The sequence below is a fragment of the Actinomadura napierensis genome (genome assembly GCF_039529375.1).
Classification (GTDB): Bacteria; Actinomycetota; Actinomycetes; order Streptosporangiales; family Streptosporangiaceae; genus Spirillospora; species Spirillospora napierensis.
This window is the reverse complement of the sequence record NZ_BAAAMR010000008.1, coordinates 102272-119434: the sequence shown is the minus strand read 5'-3', so window position 1 is coordinate 119434 and position 17163 is coordinate 102272. Positions and strand designations below refer to the sequence as shown.

At 68.3% G+C, this 17163-nt stretch carries 15 protein-coding genes and 1 pseudogene; 5 read left to right on the top strand and 11 right to left on the bottom strand.

Going from position 1 to position 17163, the window contains the following annotated elements; genetic code table 11:
- Positions 1 to 5: 5 nt before the first annotated feature.
- The 8 genes and pseudogenes from ABD296_RS07415 to ABD296_RS07380 form a co-directional block, all read right to left on the bottom strand.
- Positions 6 to 326 (bottom strand): type VII secretion target, encoded by a 321-nt coding sequence (locus ABD296_RS07415; RefSeq protein WP_344262889.1) that lies wholly within the window; start codon positions 324 to 326, stop codon positions 6 to 8.
- Positions 319 to 753: a YbaB/EbfC family nucleoid-associated protein gene (locus ABD296_RS07410; protein ID WP_344262887.1), complete on the bottom strand. Its 435-nt coding sequence runs from the start codon at positions 751 to 753 to the stop codon at positions 319 to 321. Before ABD296_RS07410 ends, ABD296_RS07415 begins: the two co-directional genes overlap by 8 nt.
- A 694-nt stretch (positions 754 to 1447) precedes the next feature.
- Positions 1448 to 1891 (bottom strand): annotated as a pseudogene (locus tag ABD296_RS50510) (GNAT family N-acetyltransferase); the annotation flags it as partial.
- Positions 1892 to 2237: 346 nt separating this feature from the next.
- Positions 2238 to 2942, bottom strand: coding sequence for a hypothetical protein (locus ABD296_RS07400; RefSeq protein ID WP_344262883.1), 705 nt, complete (start codon positions 2940 to 2942; stop codon positions 2238 to 2240).
- A 222-nt stretch (positions 2943 to 3164) separates the two neighbouring features.
- A complete protein-coding gene (locus ABD296_RS07395) occupies positions 3165 to 4340 on the bottom strand; it encodes a coiled-coil domain-containing protein (protein ID WP_344262881.1) in 1176 nt (391 codons plus the stop codon).
- 12 nt (positions 4341 to 4352) lie between these two features.
- Positions 4353 to 4664 carry a calcium-binding protein gene (locus ABD296_RS07390; RefSeq protein WP_344262879.1) on the bottom strand — a complete coding sequence of 104 codons (312 nt, stop codon included), beginning with the start codon at positions 4662 to 4664 and terminating at the stop codon, positions 4353 to 4355.
- A 668-nt stretch (positions 4665 to 5332) separates the two neighbouring features.
- Complete coding sequence (locus ABD296_RS07385) at positions 5333 to 5611, bottom strand: tyrosine-type recombinase/integrase (protein WP_344262877.1); 279 nt, start codon at positions 5609 to 5611, stop codon at positions 5333 to 5335.
- A 129-nt stretch (positions 5612 to 5740) separates the two neighbouring features.
- A complete protein-coding gene (locus ABD296_RS07380) occupies positions 5741 to 6628 on the bottom strand; it encodes a tyrosine-type recombinase/integrase (protein ID WP_344262875.1) in 888 nt (295 codons plus the stop codon).
- Positions 6629 to 7365: 737 nt separating this feature from the next.
- Here ABD296_RS07380 and ABD296_RS07375 point away from each other — a divergent pair.
- The 4 genes from ABD296_RS07375 to galK are packed head-to-tail and all read left to right on the top strand — an operon-like array spanning position 7366 to position 11371.
- Complete coding sequence (locus ABD296_RS07375; RefSeq protein WP_344262873.1) at positions 7366 to 8316, top strand: carbohydrate ABC transporter permease; 951 nt, start codon at positions 7366 to 7368, stop codon at positions 8314 to 8316.
- Between the two features lie 21 nt (positions 8317 to 8337).
- Entirely contained in the window at positions 8338 to 9201 is an 864-nt protein-coding gene (locus ABD296_RS07370) for a carbohydrate ABC transporter permease (protein WP_344262871.1), read from the top strand.
- On the top strand, positions 9198 to 10262 hold the full coding sequence (galT, locus tag ABD296_RS07365; RefSeq protein ID WP_344262869.1) for a galactose-1-phosphate uridylyltransferase: 1065 nt from the start codon (positions 9198 to 9200) through the stop codon (positions 10260 to 10262). Before ABD296_RS07370 ends, galT begins: the two co-directional genes overlap by 4 nt.
- The gene (gene galK / locus ABD296_RS07360) at positions 10259 to 11371 is read left to right on the top strand and encodes a galactokinase (protein WP_344262867.1); all 1113 of its coding nucleotides are present in this window, start codon (positions 10259 to 10261) and stop codon (positions 11369 to 11371) included. The genes galT and galK overlap by 4 nt, the downstream gene beginning before the upstream one ends.
- A gap of 7 nt (positions 11372 to 11378) precedes the next feature.
- Here the strand turns inward: galK and ABD296_RS07355 are convergent, their stop codons facing one another.
- From ABD296_RS07355 to ABD296_RS07345, 3 genes are all read right to left on the bottom strand, one after another.
- Positions 11379 to 12542, bottom strand: coding sequence for an ROK family transcriptional regulator (locus ABD296_RS07355; RefSeq protein WP_344262865.1), 1164 nt, complete (start codon positions 12540 to 12542; stop codon positions 11379 to 11381).
- 47 nt (positions 12543 to 12589) lie between these two features.
- The gene (locus ABD296_RS07350; protein ID WP_344262863.1) at positions 12590 to 14083 is read right to left on the bottom strand and encodes a glycoside hydrolase family 36 protein; all 1494 of its coding nucleotides are present in this window, start codon (positions 14081 to 14083) and stop codon (positions 12590 to 12592) included.
- A gap of 131 nt (positions 14084 to 14214) precedes the next feature.
- Complete coding sequence (locus tag ABD296_RS07345) at positions 14215 to 15570, bottom strand: ABC transporter substrate-binding protein (protein WP_344262861.1); 1356 nt, start codon at positions 15568 to 15570, stop codon at positions 14215 to 14217.
- Positions 15571 to 15714: 144 nt separating this feature from the next.
- On the opposite strand from ABD296_RS07345, the gene ABD296_RS07340 reads away from it, so the two are divergent.
- The gene (locus ABD296_RS07340) at positions 15715 to 17154 is read left to right on the top strand and encodes a DUF4832 domain-containing protein (RefSeq protein WP_344262859.1); all 1440 of its coding nucleotides are present in this window, start codon (positions 15715 to 15717) and stop codon (positions 17152 to 17154) included.
- Positions 17155 to 17163: the final 9 nt, after the last annotated feature.

Below are 17163 nucleotides of genomic sequence, written 5' to 3'. Positions count from 1 at the left end.
ATCGGCTAAACACTCCGCCCGACCTGCTTCGTCGCATCCTCGATCCGCTGCTCGGAATCGTCGTAGCGATCGGCCATCGAATGGATGGCGTCCCCGAAGTCGGCGAACGCCTTGGCCGCGGAGTTGTAGGACTTGTGTGCCCACTGCAGCGCCACCTGGTACGACGCGCCGATCAGCGACCCGACCATGTCGGTTTCCCCGTACTCGAGGTTCGACGCGTCCCCCTGAAACTCCTGCCAGGCCGAATCCAGCGCCTGGGCCGCCGCGTGCAGATCCGACCCGGCGCTCCGCAGCGTCCCCGATCGGACGACTATCTCCTCAGTCACGCCGCTCACCCGCCGCAGATTGGATCCGGGCCACGGTCTCGGCGATCCCCTGGGAGAACACCGCCATCCCCCGCGCCGAATCGGCCTGCAACTCACCCAGCCGCGCTGCCAAGGCGTGCGTATCGACGTCGCCCTCCGGCCCACCGCTTCCAGCCTGGGTCCGCAGCTCCTCAAGGGCGGCGTTCACCACCTGCACGATCTGGGCGGCCAACTCCTCCGCACCTGAGCGCAGAGCTCGCGGATCCAGTTCCAGGGACTCGATCCGGCCTCCAGAGACGACGGTCGCGCGAACACGACCATCAACCGTCTCAGCCGTGCTCGTGATGGTCTCTGCGTCACCTGGCCGGGCTGAAGCCGACCGCATCTGCTCCAGCGTCCGCCGGGTCTGCGTCAATAGCTCATCGAGATCTGCCAGGCCGCGCTCCACTGGACCCCCAAGCATGCGAAACCGTGATCAAGTAGGCATAGGGCGGCAGATTACCGACTCTCCATCTGGTTGTCACCTCTTGTCATTGCAGTAGCGCATCGAGTCAAAGGTGACCGAGATTCCAGCCCGAGCGTTGATCCATTACCGGGAGGACGAGGCCATGGGCAACGGGAGACCGGCCCGCTGTCGCACTACCAGCAGGAACTCGCCGCCCGCCGACCGTCGAAGTGATGACGCTGCTCGCCCTCCCAGTGCCCACCTCCGGAACGTTCTGGACGACGATCTGCGCAGCACGGACTGTACCTGTAAGCGCAGCCGGTTCCATGTGCGCTCCCGGTGTCAACCGCGGCCGAAAGCCAGCTCTGGCATATCTCATGATCGGGCGGATCGGCTAGTGCCAGATCAGGCAACGTTTGCCCTGTCGATGACGGTGCGGAGGCGTCAATGCCCTCAAAGCGTGGAGACGGTGCTCTGCCGCTTCGGCCCTGAGCCAGGCCGTTGAAGCTCTCTCCGCCTTGGACGGCCGGAATCGGAAGAGCCTCCACACTGACCAGCCATGACCAGCGGGACACCACCTTCTGGCCATGCTCGCATGCCAAGTAGTGCGCGATGGTCAGCCTGCCACGGCGGAGCCCGCGGCGCCGTCATCGAGGAGTTCCTCCGTTTCGCCCGCGACGGCGTGCCCATCGGCACCTCACCCGCCGCGCCCGAATGAGCGTGGCCGTCGGCTACCTTGCGATCCTTTCGCTCCGCGAGGTCGGTGCGCCCTACAGAGTGCCCCGCCTGGCCCCCTGACCTGGCCGACTACTTCGCCCGGCAGCAGACCCCGACCAACCCCAACACCGCACGCTGGCGACGGCCGCCCCGAGACGACCGTCCTCACCACCTTCATAAGGATCACGGCCAATGAGCGGAACACCAGGTCGCACTGATACCACGTGCCCGGCTTACCGCCCGGGTCGGCCGGGTCGGCCGAGACGAATCCAGCCTTGATCTGTACCCGCTGTGATGCAGCATTCTCGCGGGCGGTGGCCGCCCGCAATCTCCGCAGTCCGTGCCGCGCCGCCGCCAGCCGGCACAGCTCCCGGACAGTCGCGGTCGCCACGCCTCGGCCTGCAACGTGCTGCGCAACCCGGTATCCGAGTTCGGCAGTGCCGTCCTGAAGCGGTAAAGGTTGAACCGGCCCAGAACCGAGCCGTCCTCGGCGACAAGCACGTAGAAGGCGCCGATGCCGGCCTCCTGCTCGGCCAGCAGGGCACTGTGCCGGTCGGCGAACTGCTCGAAATACTCCTCACCACGGTCGGAGACCGAGGCGGCGAAGTAAGCGCGGTTCGCCAGCTCGAAAGCCAGGACCGCCGGAGCATGACCGGCATTCAGCCGCATCAACTCGGGCACTGCCCAACCCTACCCGCATCACTCACTCAGGCCACCTGAGTTTCTGCCAACGGGAGAGCGCCAGCCCGAAGACCAGGCCACGTAGAAACCTACGACTGGAGTCTTAGACGAGCTTCCATGACATCCAGGAAAGCAGGGTCGTAGGGATCATCCACGTGCTCGCTATTCCATAGGCCGGATCTGCGAACATTCTCGTTTCTCGCGTCCAGGCCGAGCCAGCCGGGGCTGATCGGGCGGGTTCCGCCAGTGCAACGGGAGAGGAGGGCGATCGAGTTGGCTCGTATGAATATGCGTTGTTCGCGTTCGGGCACTTCGAGCCAAAGTAGCGGCATAGCGCCGATGCGCTCGCTTACAGCTCGCTCAAGCGGGTACTCGGCTTCTCGCTGCGCAGGGCTCACCTTCCTCTGGCCCCAGGACATCTCCACCTCGGCCGACCATTGGCCTGTCTGCAGCAACGCGCTGCCGACGTGCTGCCGGAAGATTGAGCCGCGGTGATTGCCCACACCTACTTTGCTGCCGCTCACTGGACCTCGGTGTTGGGTGAGCCTGGTCCAGAAGGTTGCCTGCGATGTGGCCCTCAACGCATGGCTGCCCACGCGCACGACCCGAAGCCGGTTCTCCCCGGCTCGTACCTGGCCGTCTTCGAGGAAGAACTCCACGCCGTACTGGGGCCACCCGTCGGCCTGGGTGCAATCCTTGAGCAGCCTCGGTCCGCCGAGCCGCTCGGTCAGCTCATCGAGTATGGCGTAGAACCGGTCAGTAGCCAGTCGACGATCCTCTCGTATGACGCTCACCCCAGCCGCTCCACTGTCGAACCTTCCGGATACCTATCGGCGAGATGCCCCTGCCAGAAGCAGGTAAAGGCCTGTCCGAGCCGGCGCGGCACCTTACCCGAGGCTCCCTTCCCGCGCCCTCGATGGTCACCAGGAACGCGTCGACCCCTGCTTGTCCCCAAGACGTGCGCCGTACGAGCTTGGCGTAGTCAGAGCTACTAGCTACGAAAGCTACGACCGACGTCACGACGGAGCCGTGAAAGGGGCGGCGCGGTCGAAGCGGGCGAGGAGGCTCGTTTTGCGGTGGTGCTTTTGGCGCAGGTGCGTGAGCCGTGCGGTGAACTCCTGGGGGATGCCGGCGCGGTCGGCGATGGTCCGCAGGTCCTTGAGGAGTTCGACGGCCACGTCGTAGTCGGAGGGTTTGCGGGCGTCGATCAGTTCATCGACGCGTGCCCAGGTGATCTCCGGGTCGCGGGCGATGGCGTCGAGTCGCTTCTCGCGGGCCGCAGCGCGCTGTTGCTCGCGGCGGGCCTCCTGCTCCGCACGTGTCGCCTCGGCTTTGTGTTCGCGCTCGTGGCGGAGTGCGGCGGCGGTGTCCAGCAGCTCGGCCACCGTGCGCCGGGGACGGTCATCTCCCGCGGCGTCGGATCCGCCGCGGAATCTGCGGAGCAGCTCCATCTGAGCCTGGGGCCCCTGACCCTGCGCGACCCGGAGGAGGAGAGCCTTCCCCTCCTTCGGGGGTAGCTCGTCGATCCACTTGGCGAGCCGGGCGGTGTCGCCCTCGGTCTCGGTCAATGGCGGGCTCGTCTGGGCGGCGACCCGGAGCAGGTCGGAGTCGAGGCGAAGGAAGTCGGCCAGGGCGCGCTGGGGGGCGGTGAGGGAACGCAGCCCTGCGGGCACCGGCGGCTCGAGTTCGTCGTCCTCGTCCGGGTCGAAGGCGTCCTCGTCGCGTTCCCAGGTTCCGTAGGCCGCGAGCCAGCCGAGGTAGAGCGGGCGCAGGTCCCCGGCGGCCAGTTCAGTGCGGACTCCGATGATCGCCGAAAGGGAGCCGTCGGCGCCCTCGATCCAGTCGCCGCCCTCCTCCTCGCTGGTCAGGTCGAGGATGAGGTGCTTGCCGGAAACCTCGGCGGTGACATAGGGGTCGATGCAGTACCGCTCAGCGACCTTGAGGGGGAGCAGCGTGCGGGGAAGGCGGAGCATCACCTCGCGGGTTCCCCAGTTGGTCACGTACAGGTGGGCGTCGTAATAGCGCCGCATCATCGTCCGCGGGCTGCCCCGGAAGTCGCCCCAGTGGTATTCGTTGGTGAAGCTGGTGGCGGTGATCCGTGCCCGGGTGGACAGTGCGCGGACTTCGGCCTGCTGCCGCTCGTCCAAGGGCTGGTCGACGGCCAGGAACTCGTAGTACTGGTATTCGCTCATCTTTGTTCGTCGTCAGCGAGCCCAGAGTCGGTAGGCGTCGATCCACTCGGCGCCCGCCGGGCGTGGCGTAGGAAGCGGCAGGTCCAGAACCCCGATGGCCTGCCGGTGCTTGCCGCGGGCGCAGATCCCAACGATCTCACCACCAGGCGAGACATCAATCTTCGTGACGGTCACCTCGACGCCCAGAACGGTGGTCTCGAAAGGCGTGATCAAATGCTCTTCCAGCAGGCAATGGAACGCGGAGTGCTGCTCGTGCTCGTCATAAGCATCGACGATGGCCTGCTCTACCAGGGCATCCAGTTCGGCATCGCTCAGGCTTGTCACTCTGCCAGCGTAGTGAGGCCTGGCTGACGATGTGAGATTTCGTTCGAGCCGACGATCGATGCGTGGCGCCGGTCGCCGGCTTGGATGCCTGGCTGCGCGGGATGTCGACGCTCGGCGGGTACCGCCGTTCGACTTGAATGGCTCTGTGACGAACACGCAGGTCAACGAGGTGCGGCGGTTGATCGACGGATTGCAATGGAATCGCCGCCGAGATCCGTATCGGGGACGCTGAGGGTGCACGGCGGCGCCGCCGGATGACAAGCGGCTGGCCGCCCGGCTGGTGAAGACGCGACTGGACGGGCCGGGCTGGCCGGACATCCGGTTGGCGGAGTTCAAAGGTCGCCGACAATTTCCGCGAGCTCTCCGTCGAGAGTCTCACCTCCTCAGACCACGACCATGCCAACTGGCATGCCAGTTGGCATGGTCGTGAGGACGAGTGAAGTCCGGGAACATCGCGGCCGTTACAGCCCCGAGGCGACTCCGCTGGCGCCATGCCTGGTAAGGCTCGGCCCGAACATGCGCGTGGTCCCATCCGGCTCAGCGGCCTCCAGGCAACGCGACCCGGTCGCCGAGGCAGTCAGGCGCACATATCGGTGATCGCAGTCTCGGCCTTTTCCACCTCGCTGGGGCGTGGAGCGAGAAGGGCTGAGTTCCGACCTTTCTCGCTACTATCGGGTGGTTGAGCGGCTGCGGGTTCTGGCTAGGGCCTCGAGGGCTGTCTCATCGGCGTCGGGGAGGGTGTGTAGGTAGCGCTCGGTGGTGGCGATGGAGGCGTGGCCGAGGCGTTCTTTGACTATCTGGAGGTCGGCGCCGCCGTTCAGGAGCCAGGAGGCGTGGGCGTGGCGTAGGTCGCGCATGGTCGGTCTGAAGTCCAGGCCGGCGGCGGCGATGGCGGGGTACCAGATGTTGCGGCGGAACCAGTCGTTGGGGATGTGGCCGTCCGTCATGCGCGTGCGCAGGGGGCGCGGGTTGTCCTTGCCCTTGGCACGGCGCGCGGCCCGGTAGAGGGCGAAGGCTCCGCGGCAGTAGTCGCAGCGGCATCTGCCGGTGGTGTAGGCGCTGAGGGTGCCGTGGTTTTAGGTGCGGCCCTTGTCGTTGGATTCGGTGCGGCCGAGGGTTGCCGGGTCGGGGATCTCGGTGATGCGGGCGCGGGGCTTGTCCTGGGGCGGCATCTGGAAGAGGAGGTCGTCACGGGTTAGGCCCGCCGTCCTGATGTGGTCTTCGAGCTTCTCTGCCATCTGGGCGCTGAGCTTGAAGCGGCGGTACTCCTTGTCCTTCGGGTAGTCCTTCACGAGGAAGTGGCCGCCGTCCGGGTGGAACTTCGGGTTGAGCTCTACCACCGTGCGGCTGACCGTGAGGATCCGCGTCCTGAGGTTGAGGTCCTTCGGGCGCAGCTCACTGAGCTCGCCCCAGCGAAGGCCGCTCTCGATCTCGGTTTCGGTGAGGAGGCGGAAGGTTCCGTCAGGGAGCGCGTGGTAGATGTCGTCGAACTGCTCCGGTGTGACGATCTTGAGCGGCTTGCGGACGACGGGCGGGGCCTTCACTCCGCGGCAGGGGTGGAGGAAGGTGACCTGGTCTTCCAGTGCCGTGGTGAAGATGGCACTGAGGATGATTTTGGTGCAGCGGATGGTCACGGGTTTCATGCCCCGCTTCTTGAGCTTGGCGATCCAGGCGCGGACGTGCTCGGGGAGGATGTCGACCATCCGCATGCGGCCGAACTCCGGCATGATGTGCTTGTAGATGGTGTAGGTGTAGCCCTCTCGCGTGCTGGCCTCCATCTCATGGTTCGGGAGCCAGGTGTTCTCGACGTAGTCTTGGAAGCGCTGCCTTCCGCGTGCGGGTTCTCCCGTTCTGCCTTCGGAGACCTTCACTTCGGCGCATTGCCATGCTTTTTCTGCTTCCTTCTTGCTTGCGTAGGTTCCGGCTGATCTCCGTTGACCCCGGATGTCGTCGTGCTTGATCATCTGACCCTCATTTGACCCCGGACTATGTGTGACGGCGTGATCCTGGCCATCACTCACTGGTAACGAGGTAGGTCATCTACCTGGGACTTTACCGCGAAGCGGCGTTGATCGCGCGTCTAGGTATGTGCATGATCATGGGTTCGGGATGAAGAGGTCGTGGGTTCAGATTCTGCCGCCTCGACAGCAGATAGCGTCAATTTTAAGGCCGGTTTTTAAATAGGGAAATCGGCGTTTTGATCGATTGGCTTCTGTTTCGTTCGGGGCCCTATCAGCGCTCATTCGTGAGCGTCAACTGTTGAGCGTCCGTGTCGTGGGGCGGGCTGTCCAACGAGCCCATATCGTGGCCCCACTTCAGGCGCCCACCTCGCCTCAACATCGCAGTGCGGCTGCCACGGGGCCGGACGCTGCCGTGCAGCGTGACTTAACGGCCAGCCTCAGCCGGGTTCTTGCGCCGGCTGGCGGACGGACGATCGGCTGACGTGCGCGGTAGTGGTGGCCCGTTCGGGGGGTCCGGGTCGGGCGCAGCTGAGCAGTGGGGCGATGTCGTCTGGTCGGCGGGTGGAGCATGGAGGGAGCGTTGTCGCGGAGCTGTCGCCATGCGGCGGAGCGGTCCAGCGGTGGGCCGACCAGCAGGGACGTATTTACGATTAGCTCTTGACAAATATTCACTTGCCCGCATCATTATTGCCGATGGTGGGCGGTTGGATCGCCCCGGCGATTCCCGAGGAGGGGCGCGGATGCAAGCGGTCGGAACGCAGCTCGATGCCGGGACTGGGCAGCGGGTGAGGCCAGCGGGTCGTCGACGAGAGCGGCGCAGGCGGCGGGACGACCGGCGGGTCGGGTGGCTGTTCCTCCTGCCGGTGATCGTCGGCTTCCTGGTCTTCTATGCCTATCCGACGGTCCGGGGCATCTGGTACTCGCTCACCGACTACAGCCTGCTCAACGACCCGTCGTATGTCGGTGCTGACAACTACCGGCACCTCGTCGACGACGCGCAGTTCTGGAACGCTCTCAAGGTCACCGCCTACTACGTGGTCGTCAACATCGCCTCCCAGACCGTCCTGGCGCTGGGCCTCGCCGCGTTGATGCACCGGCTCACCCGGTCGGTCGTGCTCCGGGCGGCGCTCCTGGTGCCGTGGCTGGTGCCCAACGTGACGGTGGGGCTGCTGTGGGCCTGGCTGCTGGATCCGGATCTCGGGTTCGTCAACCACATCCTCGGCGGCGTCGGGATCGACACGACCCTGTCGTTCAACTCGCCGACCTGGGCGATGCCGCTGGTCGCGCTGGTGAACAGCTGGGCTTACACCGGTTACACGGCTCTGCTTCTTTACGCCGGGATGCTCCAGATCCCGCAGCACCTGTACGAGAGCGCCGCGATCGACGGTGCCGGCGAGGCGCGCATGTTCCGCTCGATCACGCTGCCGCTGCTGCGCCCGATCCTGGCGCTCGTGCTGGTGGTGTCCCTGATCGGCTCGTTCCAGATCTTCGACACCGTCGCGGTCGCCTACGGAGGGAAGGCCCCGATCCCCGAGACCCGCGTCATCTACTACTACATCTACCAGCAGGCCTTCACGTACTTCCATATGGGCTACGCCGCCGCTGTGGCGATGGTCCTCGTCGTCCTTCTGGGCCTGCTGACGGCCGTTCAGATGCGACTGCTGCGCGCTTCCCGCTCGGACCTCGGTTAGGAGCCCCGATTGTTCTCCCGTATGGGCCGAGGCACCTCCTGGGCCGTCCTCATCCTCGCGCTCGCCGTCACCATCTTTCCGTTCTACTGGATGGTCAGGACGGCGCTCACGCCGGCGGCCGACCTGTATCGGGACTCGACGTCCCTGTGGCCGCACCATCCGACGCTGATCAACTTCAGGCGCGTGCTGGGGCTGGTCGACGCCCAGCGGGCGCGGTCCGCGGGCGGCTCGGGCGCGCAGATCGACTTCCTGCGGTACACGCTGAACTCGATGATCTACAGCGGTCTCATCGCGGTGGTGCAGACCTTCTGCTGCGCGATGGCCGGGTACGCCTTCGCGCGGCTGCGCTTCCCGGGACGCGACCTGGCGTTCGGGGTCATGGTGGCGGCGCTGATGGTCCCGCCGATCTTCACGCTGCTGCCGAACTTCGTCCTGGTCAAGCAGCTCGGGATGCTCAACACGATGCAGGGCATGGCGCTGCCGAGTCTGCTGATGACGCCCTTCGCCGTCTTCTTCCTGCGGCAGTTCTTCCTGTCGATCCCCAGGGACGTCGAGGAGGCCGCGACGCTCGAGGGGATCGGTCCCTGGGGGATGTTCTGGCGGATCGTCCTCCCGATGAGCCGCGGGCCGCTGATCACCGTCGGCCTGACGACCATCGTGTGGAGCTGGAAGGACTACCTGTGGCCGCTGCTGGTGGGCAAGGGTGAGAGCAGCCGGGTGCTGACCGTCGGGCTGGGCGTGTTCCTCCAGCAGTCCCCGAACACGGCACCGGACTGGACAGGGCTGATGGCCGGTTCGGTCATTTCGGTCGTCCCCGTGCTCGTTCTTCTGCTCTTCCTCGGCAAGCGGCTGGTCCAGTCCCTCAACTTCTCCGGCATGAAATGACCCGGGTGATCGGAGTGAGGTCGGTTCGGACGTCTGTTGTCCTGGCCGATGGGCGGCAGTTGTTCTACTTCGACGACGGCCCCGGGCATGACCGGACGGCACCCGACACGCGTTCGCTGCACGCGTTCGCGCCCGGCGCGGAGTTGCGGCACGACAGGTTGACCGGCGAGCCGGTGCTGGTCGCCGCCCATCGCCAGACGCGGACGGTGAGCTCGGCGGGCGGCGACTGCCCGCTGTGCCCGAGCAGGCCCGGCCATCCGACGGAGATTCCCGCCGGCGACTATCACGTCGCGGTCTTCGAGAACCGCTTCCCGTCGCTGGGCGGCCCGGTCGGCGGCCGGTGCGAGGTGGTGTCGTTCTCCAGCGACCACGATCGTTCTTTTGCCGGTCTCTCCGATGCGCGCCGGTTCACCATCGGGCGAGCCTGGGCCGACCGCACCGCTGCGCTGTCTGCCGTGCCGGGTGTGGAGCAGGTTTTCGTCTTCGAGAACCGGGGGGCTCAGGTGGGTGCGACGCTCAGTCATCCGCACGGCCAGATTTATGCCTATCCGTATCTTCCGCCTGTCCAGGCGTCGGTTCTGCGGGCGGCGCGCGCGCACCGGGCCGCGGGTGGCGGCTGCCTGCTCTGCCCGATCGTCGCGGACCAGGCGGCGGGCCCGCTCGTCGTCGCCGAGACGGAGGGCTTCGTGGCGTTCGTGCCCGAGGCGGCGCGCTGGCCGTACGAGGTGCACATCGCGCCGCGCGGGTGCGTGCCGTACCTGACCGGCCTGGACGACGAGGGCCTCGCCGAGCTGATGTACCTGTACGGCGACGTCCTGAGCAGGTTCGAAGACCTCTTCGGCGACGGCGAGACCGCGTACATGGCCTGCTGGCACCAGCCCCCGCTGCACCAGACCGACCTCACCCACTTCTACGTTCAGGTCTTCACAACCCGCAGGTCCGCGGATCGGTGGAAGTTCCTGGCGTCGAGTGAGTCGGGCGCGGGGGCCTTTATCAACGACGTTCTCCCGGAGACCGCTGCCGAGCGGCTGCGGAACGTCCGGGTGCGGGGACGGGCATGAGGCTGGTGCGATCCCGACGTCGCGCGGGGGGCGCGAGGGCGGGGTCCTGGCGCGCGCCTGGAAGGGTCAACCTGATCGGCGAGCACACCGACTACAACGACGGTCTGGTTCTGCCCTACGCCTTGCCTCAGGGTGTCACCGTCACTGGCTGCCGCCGCGATGACGACGTCCTGGAGATGCACTCCCTGGGGCGCACGGAGCGCGTTGACCTGGCGGCTCTCACCCCCGGTGCCGTTACAGGATGGGCGGCCTACGTCGCCGGTGTCGCGGCCTGCCTGCGCGATGCTGGGCATCCGGTCGGCGGCGCCACTCTGCGGTTCGCCTCCGACCTTCCGCAGGGCGCGGGCGTGTCGTCCAGCGCGGCTCTTGAATGCGCCACCGCTGTGGCCCTCGCCGGCCTCTACGAGCTCGACATCGGCGGCGAGGAACTCGCGAGGATCGCGCAGCGGGCCGAGCAAGACTACGCCGGGGTTCCGTGCGGGATCCTCGACCAGTCGGCTTCGCTGCTGTGCCGCGCGGACCATGCGCTCCTGCTCGACTGCCGCACCGGTGCCGCCACCCATGTGCCACTACGGCTCGGCGACCACCGCGTGCTCGTGGTCGACACGCGCGCCGGGCACCGGCTCGGCGACGGCGAATATGCGAGCCGCCGGTCCTGTTGTGAAGAGGCGGCGCGTGCGCTGGGAGTCGGGTCGCTCCGGGACGTCACCGACCCGGAGGCGGCCGGATCGCTGCCGGATCCGGTGATGCGCCGTCGGGTCAGGCACGTCGTCCAGGAGAATCGCCGCGTCTTGGCGGCCGTCGATCTCCTCCGCAGAGGCGAGATCGCCGAGCTGGGGCCGTTGCTGACCGCTAGCCACGTCTCATTGCGCGACGACTACGAGGTCTCCTGGCCGCAGGCGGACGTTGCCGTCGACGCCGCGCTGGCGGCGCAGGCGTGCGGCGCGCGGATGTGCGGCGGTGGTTTCGGCGGCTCGATCCTCGTCCTTGCGCACCGGGACGTCCTCGACGATGTCCGCGTCGCGGTCGACACGGCCTTCTCCGGACGCGGCTGGGCCTCGCCTCGCTATCTGGAGACGACGGCCTCCTCCGGGGCGGGCCCTGTGTGAACGCGCCTCAGGATGACAGGACGAGGGGCGCGGGCATCCCGTCGGTGAACAGCTGGGCGTCGATGTGGTCGAGGGCGACGCGGAGGGCGCCGAGGGCGACGCTGTCGGCGCCGAGCGTGGACGCCCGGATCTCCGGGACGCGCAGGCAGAGCCGGCCCAGCTCCCGGGCGAGCGGGTCGATGATCAGGTCCGCGGAGCGGGAGTAGCCGCCACCGAGGACGACGACCTGCGGATCGAGGGCCAGGACGAGCGCGGCCGCGCCGACGGCGAGGTCCTTCACGTACTTGCGGAGCGCGGTCCTGGCGTCGCGGTCGCCCGTGCGGGCGTGCTCGAAGACCCAGGCGGCCCTGTCGTTGGGGTGGACGTCCGAGGGGATGCCGGGGCAGTTCTCCAGGTGCGACGGGGCGGCGAGCCAGCGGACCGCCTTGAGGGCCCCTATCTCGCCGGCGGCTCCGCCGTAGCCGCGCCGCAGCGTGCCGTCGAGGATGAGGCCGGCGCCGGTGCGCATGCCCGCGAGCACGTAGACGATGTCGTCGGCGTCCTGCGCGGTGCCCTGCCAGCGTTCGGCGACGGCGCCGAGCTTGCAGTCGTTCTCGACGAGGACCGGGCAGCTGAACCGGGCGGACAGGTGCTCGGCCGGGGAGACGCTCGACCAGCCCGGAAGCGGGGTGAACAGGGTGGTGCGGCCGGTGGCGTCGACCGGACCGGTCACCCCGACCGTCACCGCCCAGACCTGGTCGGGGCGCATGCCCGCCCCGGCCAGGCACTGGGTGATGGCGGTGTCGACGGCGCCGAGCCGCGCGACCGGGTCGGCCTCCGGCTCCACGGGCAGCCGGTGGCTGTGCAGGACCTTCCCTTCCAGGTCCGCGAGCAGCACGAGGATCTTGTGGCCGCCGACGTCGACGCCGAGCACGTGCCCGGCGCCGGCGTTGAAGCGGTAGCGGCGGGCCGGGCGCCCGACGCTGCTGCCGTCGGGTTCGACGACCTTGACCCACCCGTCGGAGACGAGCCCGCGGACGACGACGTCGGTGCCGGGCCGGGACAGGCCGGTGCGGGCGGCGAGTTCGGTGACCGTGGCGGGCGGCTGCCCCCGCATCGCCTTGACGACGCTGAGCGAGTTGAGCTCGCGGAGCTTGCTGACATCGGCCCCTGACGCGGCCCCGTCGGTCACCACGACCCCCTTTTACGCTTCGGTGAAGACAAATTCTAGCCGTCAGGTCAGGAGATCGGGTACAGCCGGCCGGGATCCAGGGCGGTTCCGAAGTCGACGGGACGGCCGTCGATGACGAAACGGTAGCGGCCCTCCCGCGTGACGTCGGGGCGTTCCGCGAGGTAGTCCGCCAGCTGCTTCAGCTCGCCGGCGCCGAGCCAGGACGGCGGGTCCGAGACGGCCTTGAACCCGCAGATCGCGGCGAGGTCGCGCAGCCAGCCCATCTGGGTGTCGGTGAGCAGGTTGAGGCGGCTGCGGAAGTAGACGACGTCGGGGTCGACCTGCGCGAGCGGCGCCTGCCACAGCCGGTGCAGCGTGTTCACCAGGGCGTTGTAGGCCATCGCGTCGGACGGGTCGTCGGTGGCGTAGTTGGCCCACATGGGGGCGACGTCGGGGCCGCTGCGCAGCCCGTCGAGCAGGCCGAGGGAGGGCAGCAGCAGGCTTCCGCTGCCGAGCAGGTAGGCCTCAGGGCCGGCGACCTGCCGGATCAGGGTGAGCGCTTCCCGGTAGGCCAGCTCGCGGTGCGCGCCCGAATGCCGGACCCCGGGGGCGGCTCCGGCATTGATGAAGTCGAGCTTGAGATAGGTGAACCCCCACTCGTGGACGACGCGGCGAATCAGCTCGGCGAGGTGCTCGCGGACTTCCGGGTGCGTGGTGTCGAGGGCGTGGTAGCCCGTCCCCCAGTTGTGTCCGGCGACCACCGGCTCGCCCCGCTCGTCGGCGAGCAGCCATCCGGGGTGCTCGCGGGCGACCTCGGAGTCCGGCAGGGCGATGAAAGGAGCGATCCAAAGACCGGCCCGCATGCCGGAGCCCGTGATGCGCTCGGCGAGGGCGGCCATGCCGGAGGGGAACTTGTCGTTGGCGTGCCAGTCGCCCACCGCCCGCTCCCAGCCGTCGTCGACCTGGACGACGTCGAACGGCAGCTCGGCGAGGGCCGCGAAGTCCTTGGTGAGCTGCTGCTCGGCGATGCCCTCGTAGTAGGCGTACCAGGTGCACCACACGTTGCCCGCGACGCGGTGGCTGCTGCCTAGGCGCGTCGCCAGCAGGTCGGTGTAGCGGGCGAAGACCTCCTGCTCGTCGCCGTAGGCGAGGAACCAGGGCGCGCCCTCCTCCTCGCACCAACCGGCGAGGGTGTCCCGGTCGGCGGAAAGGCGCGGGGTGCCGAAACCGAGCGAGCCGAGGAGCAGCACCCGGCCGTCCTCACCCTGGAGCGCGGCGACGGCCGAGGAGTGGTGGCGGGCCGGGTCGTCCCAGACGGTGTCGTCGGCGGTCAGGCGCCGTTCGGGGGAGGCGATCCGGAGCGGGGCCTCGCTGAGCCGCCGCCACCCGCACGGGCTCCAGGAGTTCTGGCCGTGCCGGTAGAACAGGGCGTCTCCGAGACCGTGCAGGACCGCGATCCGGCCGGGCGGCAGGATCAGTCCGCCCTCAGCGGGCTCGGGGGGCTGCGCTCCGGCCGTCTCGACCGCGAACACGCGGTCTGCCAGGTCGACGAGCAGGGGCATGGGACTCCTTAGAGGCGATCAAACCGTTCGGCGGGACGTCCCTGGGTCGGGTCCTCCCGGCCGGCACCGGGTCGGGGCCGGCCGGGGGACCTCCCAGCGGTACGTCCCGCCGAGGGGAGCGGGTCGGACGGTCAGCGGAACAGGGCGTTGACCTGCTGGTTGGCCTTCTTCAGCGCCGACGCGGGGTCGGACTGGCCGAGGACGACCGACTGCAGGGAGTCCTGGACGATCTGGCTGACCTCGGTGCCGTGGTCGGTGACCGGCAGCGGGAAGGTGCCGCCGGGGGTCTTGGTGTAGTCGACGTAGACCTGGACGTCGCGTCCCTTGGCCTTGTGGGCCGCGAGCGCCTTGTCCGTCGCGGTCTTGATGGCCGGGAAGACGACCGCGTTGGCGGCGACGATGTCCTGGCACTGGGAGGAGCCGAGGAACTTGACCCACTTCCACGCCTCGTCCTTGTGCTTGGTGCCGGCCCAGATCGCGTCCGACAGCCCGTTGATCGCGGACTTGCGGGAGCCGACGGGGCCGACCGGCAGCGGCGCGAGCGCGAACTTCTGCTTGGCGCCGTCGCCCAGGTAGGTGTTGATCGTCCAAGAGCCGGCGATCGTCAGCGCGGACTTGCCGGCGTTCATGATCCCGTCGATGCCGAGCGTCGACTGCTTGTCGAACCTGGGCGCGTAGCCCTTGTCCGTGACCGCCTTGTACCAGGCGATGGTCTGGACGAGCTTGGGGTCGTCGTACTGGAACCTGGTGCCCTTGGCACTGCCGTCCAGGTAGGCGAAGCCGTTGGCGGCGGCGAGCTCACCCCACCCGTTCTGGCCCTGGGAGCCGTCGTTCCACTCCGGCTGGTAGCCGTAGACCTTCACGTGGTTCTTGTCGAAGCCCGGGTCGAGGCCGTTACGGCCCTTGTCGTCGACCGTGAGCTTGGCGATCGTCTGCTCGAACGTGCCGCCGTCGGTCGGGTTCCAGGTGAGGTTCGCCAGGTCGGCGGGCTTGATGCCGGCCTTGCTCAGCATGTCGGCGTTGTAGACGACGGCCTCGGTGTCCCAGTCCTTCGGCAGGCCGTAGCGCTTGCCGTCCTTGGTCCACACCTCGGCGAGGCCGTTCTGGTACTGGGAGAGGTCGACCTTGTCCTTCTCGACGTAGGGCTGGATGTCGAGGATCTGCTGGCTGGCGACGAACTGCGGGTAGTACGACGCCTGGTCGGTCCAGACGTCGGGGGCGTCGCCGGCGGCCAGCTGCGTGGTGAGGTTCTGCCAGTACTGCGCCCACGCCGTCTGGGTCATCTTGACGGTGATGTTCGGGTTCGCGGTGTGGAAGGCGTCCGCGCACTGCTGGTAGGAGGCCTGCTGGTTGTCGTCCCACAGCCAGTAGTTCAGCGTGACCGGGCCGTCGCTCTTGCCGCCGCCGGAGCCGCCGCACGCGGTGAGCGCCGTTCCGGCCAGCAGTCCGCACAGCAGCGCCGCGCCGACCCGACTCTTGTTGATCATTGGTGCCTCAGCTCGGGGTGGGGGCGAGGGTTCTGGAGGTTCCCTCTTGCCTGGTTGGCTCTCGCCAATAATGATGTGGCTCATCGGAAAATTGTCAAGGGCTCCTCATAACCCTTGACCGGGCATCCCCCTGGAGGGCTTGCGATGGTCCACTCCCCGATCCGCAGACCGGCCCGGTGGGCGGCCGCCGCCGCGCTGACCTCGGCCGTCGTGACGGTACCGACCGCGATGGTGCCGACCGCCGCCGCGGCCGCCGGCCCCCAGCCGGGCTGGCGGACCCTGGCTGCGGGCGAGGCACCGGACGCCAACCCGCTGTCCGGGTTCATCCCCTACGCCGGGGCCTACTCGACCTTCCCGCACTCGATGGAGTGGTTCTACCTGCCGGTCAACGCGGTGATGAAGGGTCCGCACCGGTTCGACTGGAAGGCGCTGGAGGACCAGCTGGACGCCATCGCCGCGCGCGGCCACCAGGCGGCGTTCCGGTTCTACCTCGACTACCCCCGGCAGCCGAGCGGGGTGCCGCAATACCTGCTGGACGAGGGCCTGGCCACCCACTCCTACGACGACTTCGGCAACAACGGGACGAGCGTGTCCCCCGATTACGACGACCCGCGGCTGGCATCCGCACTCGACCGGTTCATCGCCGCCCTCGGCCACCGTTACGACGGCGACCCCCGGATCGGGTTCCTCCAGCTCGGCCTGCTGGGCTTCTGGGGCGAGTGGCACACCTGGCCGCACAACGGCGACCCGGGCACCGAGAACTGGTTCGCCTCGCAGGTCGAGCAGGTCAGGGTCCTTCACGCCTACGACAAGGCGTTCGACAAGACGCGGCTCATGGTCCGCTACCCGAGCACCGACAACGCCGCCCTGGACATGGGCTACCACGACGACTCGTTCGCCTACTCCACCCTGCCGGGGACCGGCTGGAACTTCATGGACCTGATGCTGCAGGCCGGGACGGGCGACAAGTGGAAGGACGAGCCGGTCGCCGGCGAGCTGCGGCCCGAGCTGCAGGGATGCATCTTCAACGTGCCGAACGACTGCGTCACCGACGGCGACAACGACTTCGACGGCGGTGTGACGCAGACCCATGCCACCTGGCTGCTGAACCACTACGCCTTCAGCCCCGGGTACACCGGCGCCGCCTACGACAAGGCGCTGCAGAGTGCCAAGTCCCTCGGCTACCGGTTCCGCGTCACCGGGGTGAAGACCGTCGCCGGGGTGAAGACCGGCACCGACCGGCGCGGTCTCAGGCTCTCGGTCCGCATCCAGGACGACGGCGTCGCCCCCTTCTACTACGACTGGCCGCTCCAGATCGCCGCCGTCGGCCCCGACCGGAAGATCGCCCGCACCTGGACGACGTCCTGGAAGCTGACCGGCGTCAAGCCCGGCGCCCCGGCCGAACTCACCGCCACCCTGCCCACCGCCGGCCTGCCGCGGGCGGGCCGGTCCGGTGGCGGCTACACGCTCGTCCTGCGGGCCGCCAACCCGATGCGCGGCGGCATGCCGCTGCGCTTCGCCAACGCCGGCCAGGACACCACCCTTCCCGGCTGGCTCACGCTCGGCGACGCCCGCATCTCCTGAGCGCTCCGC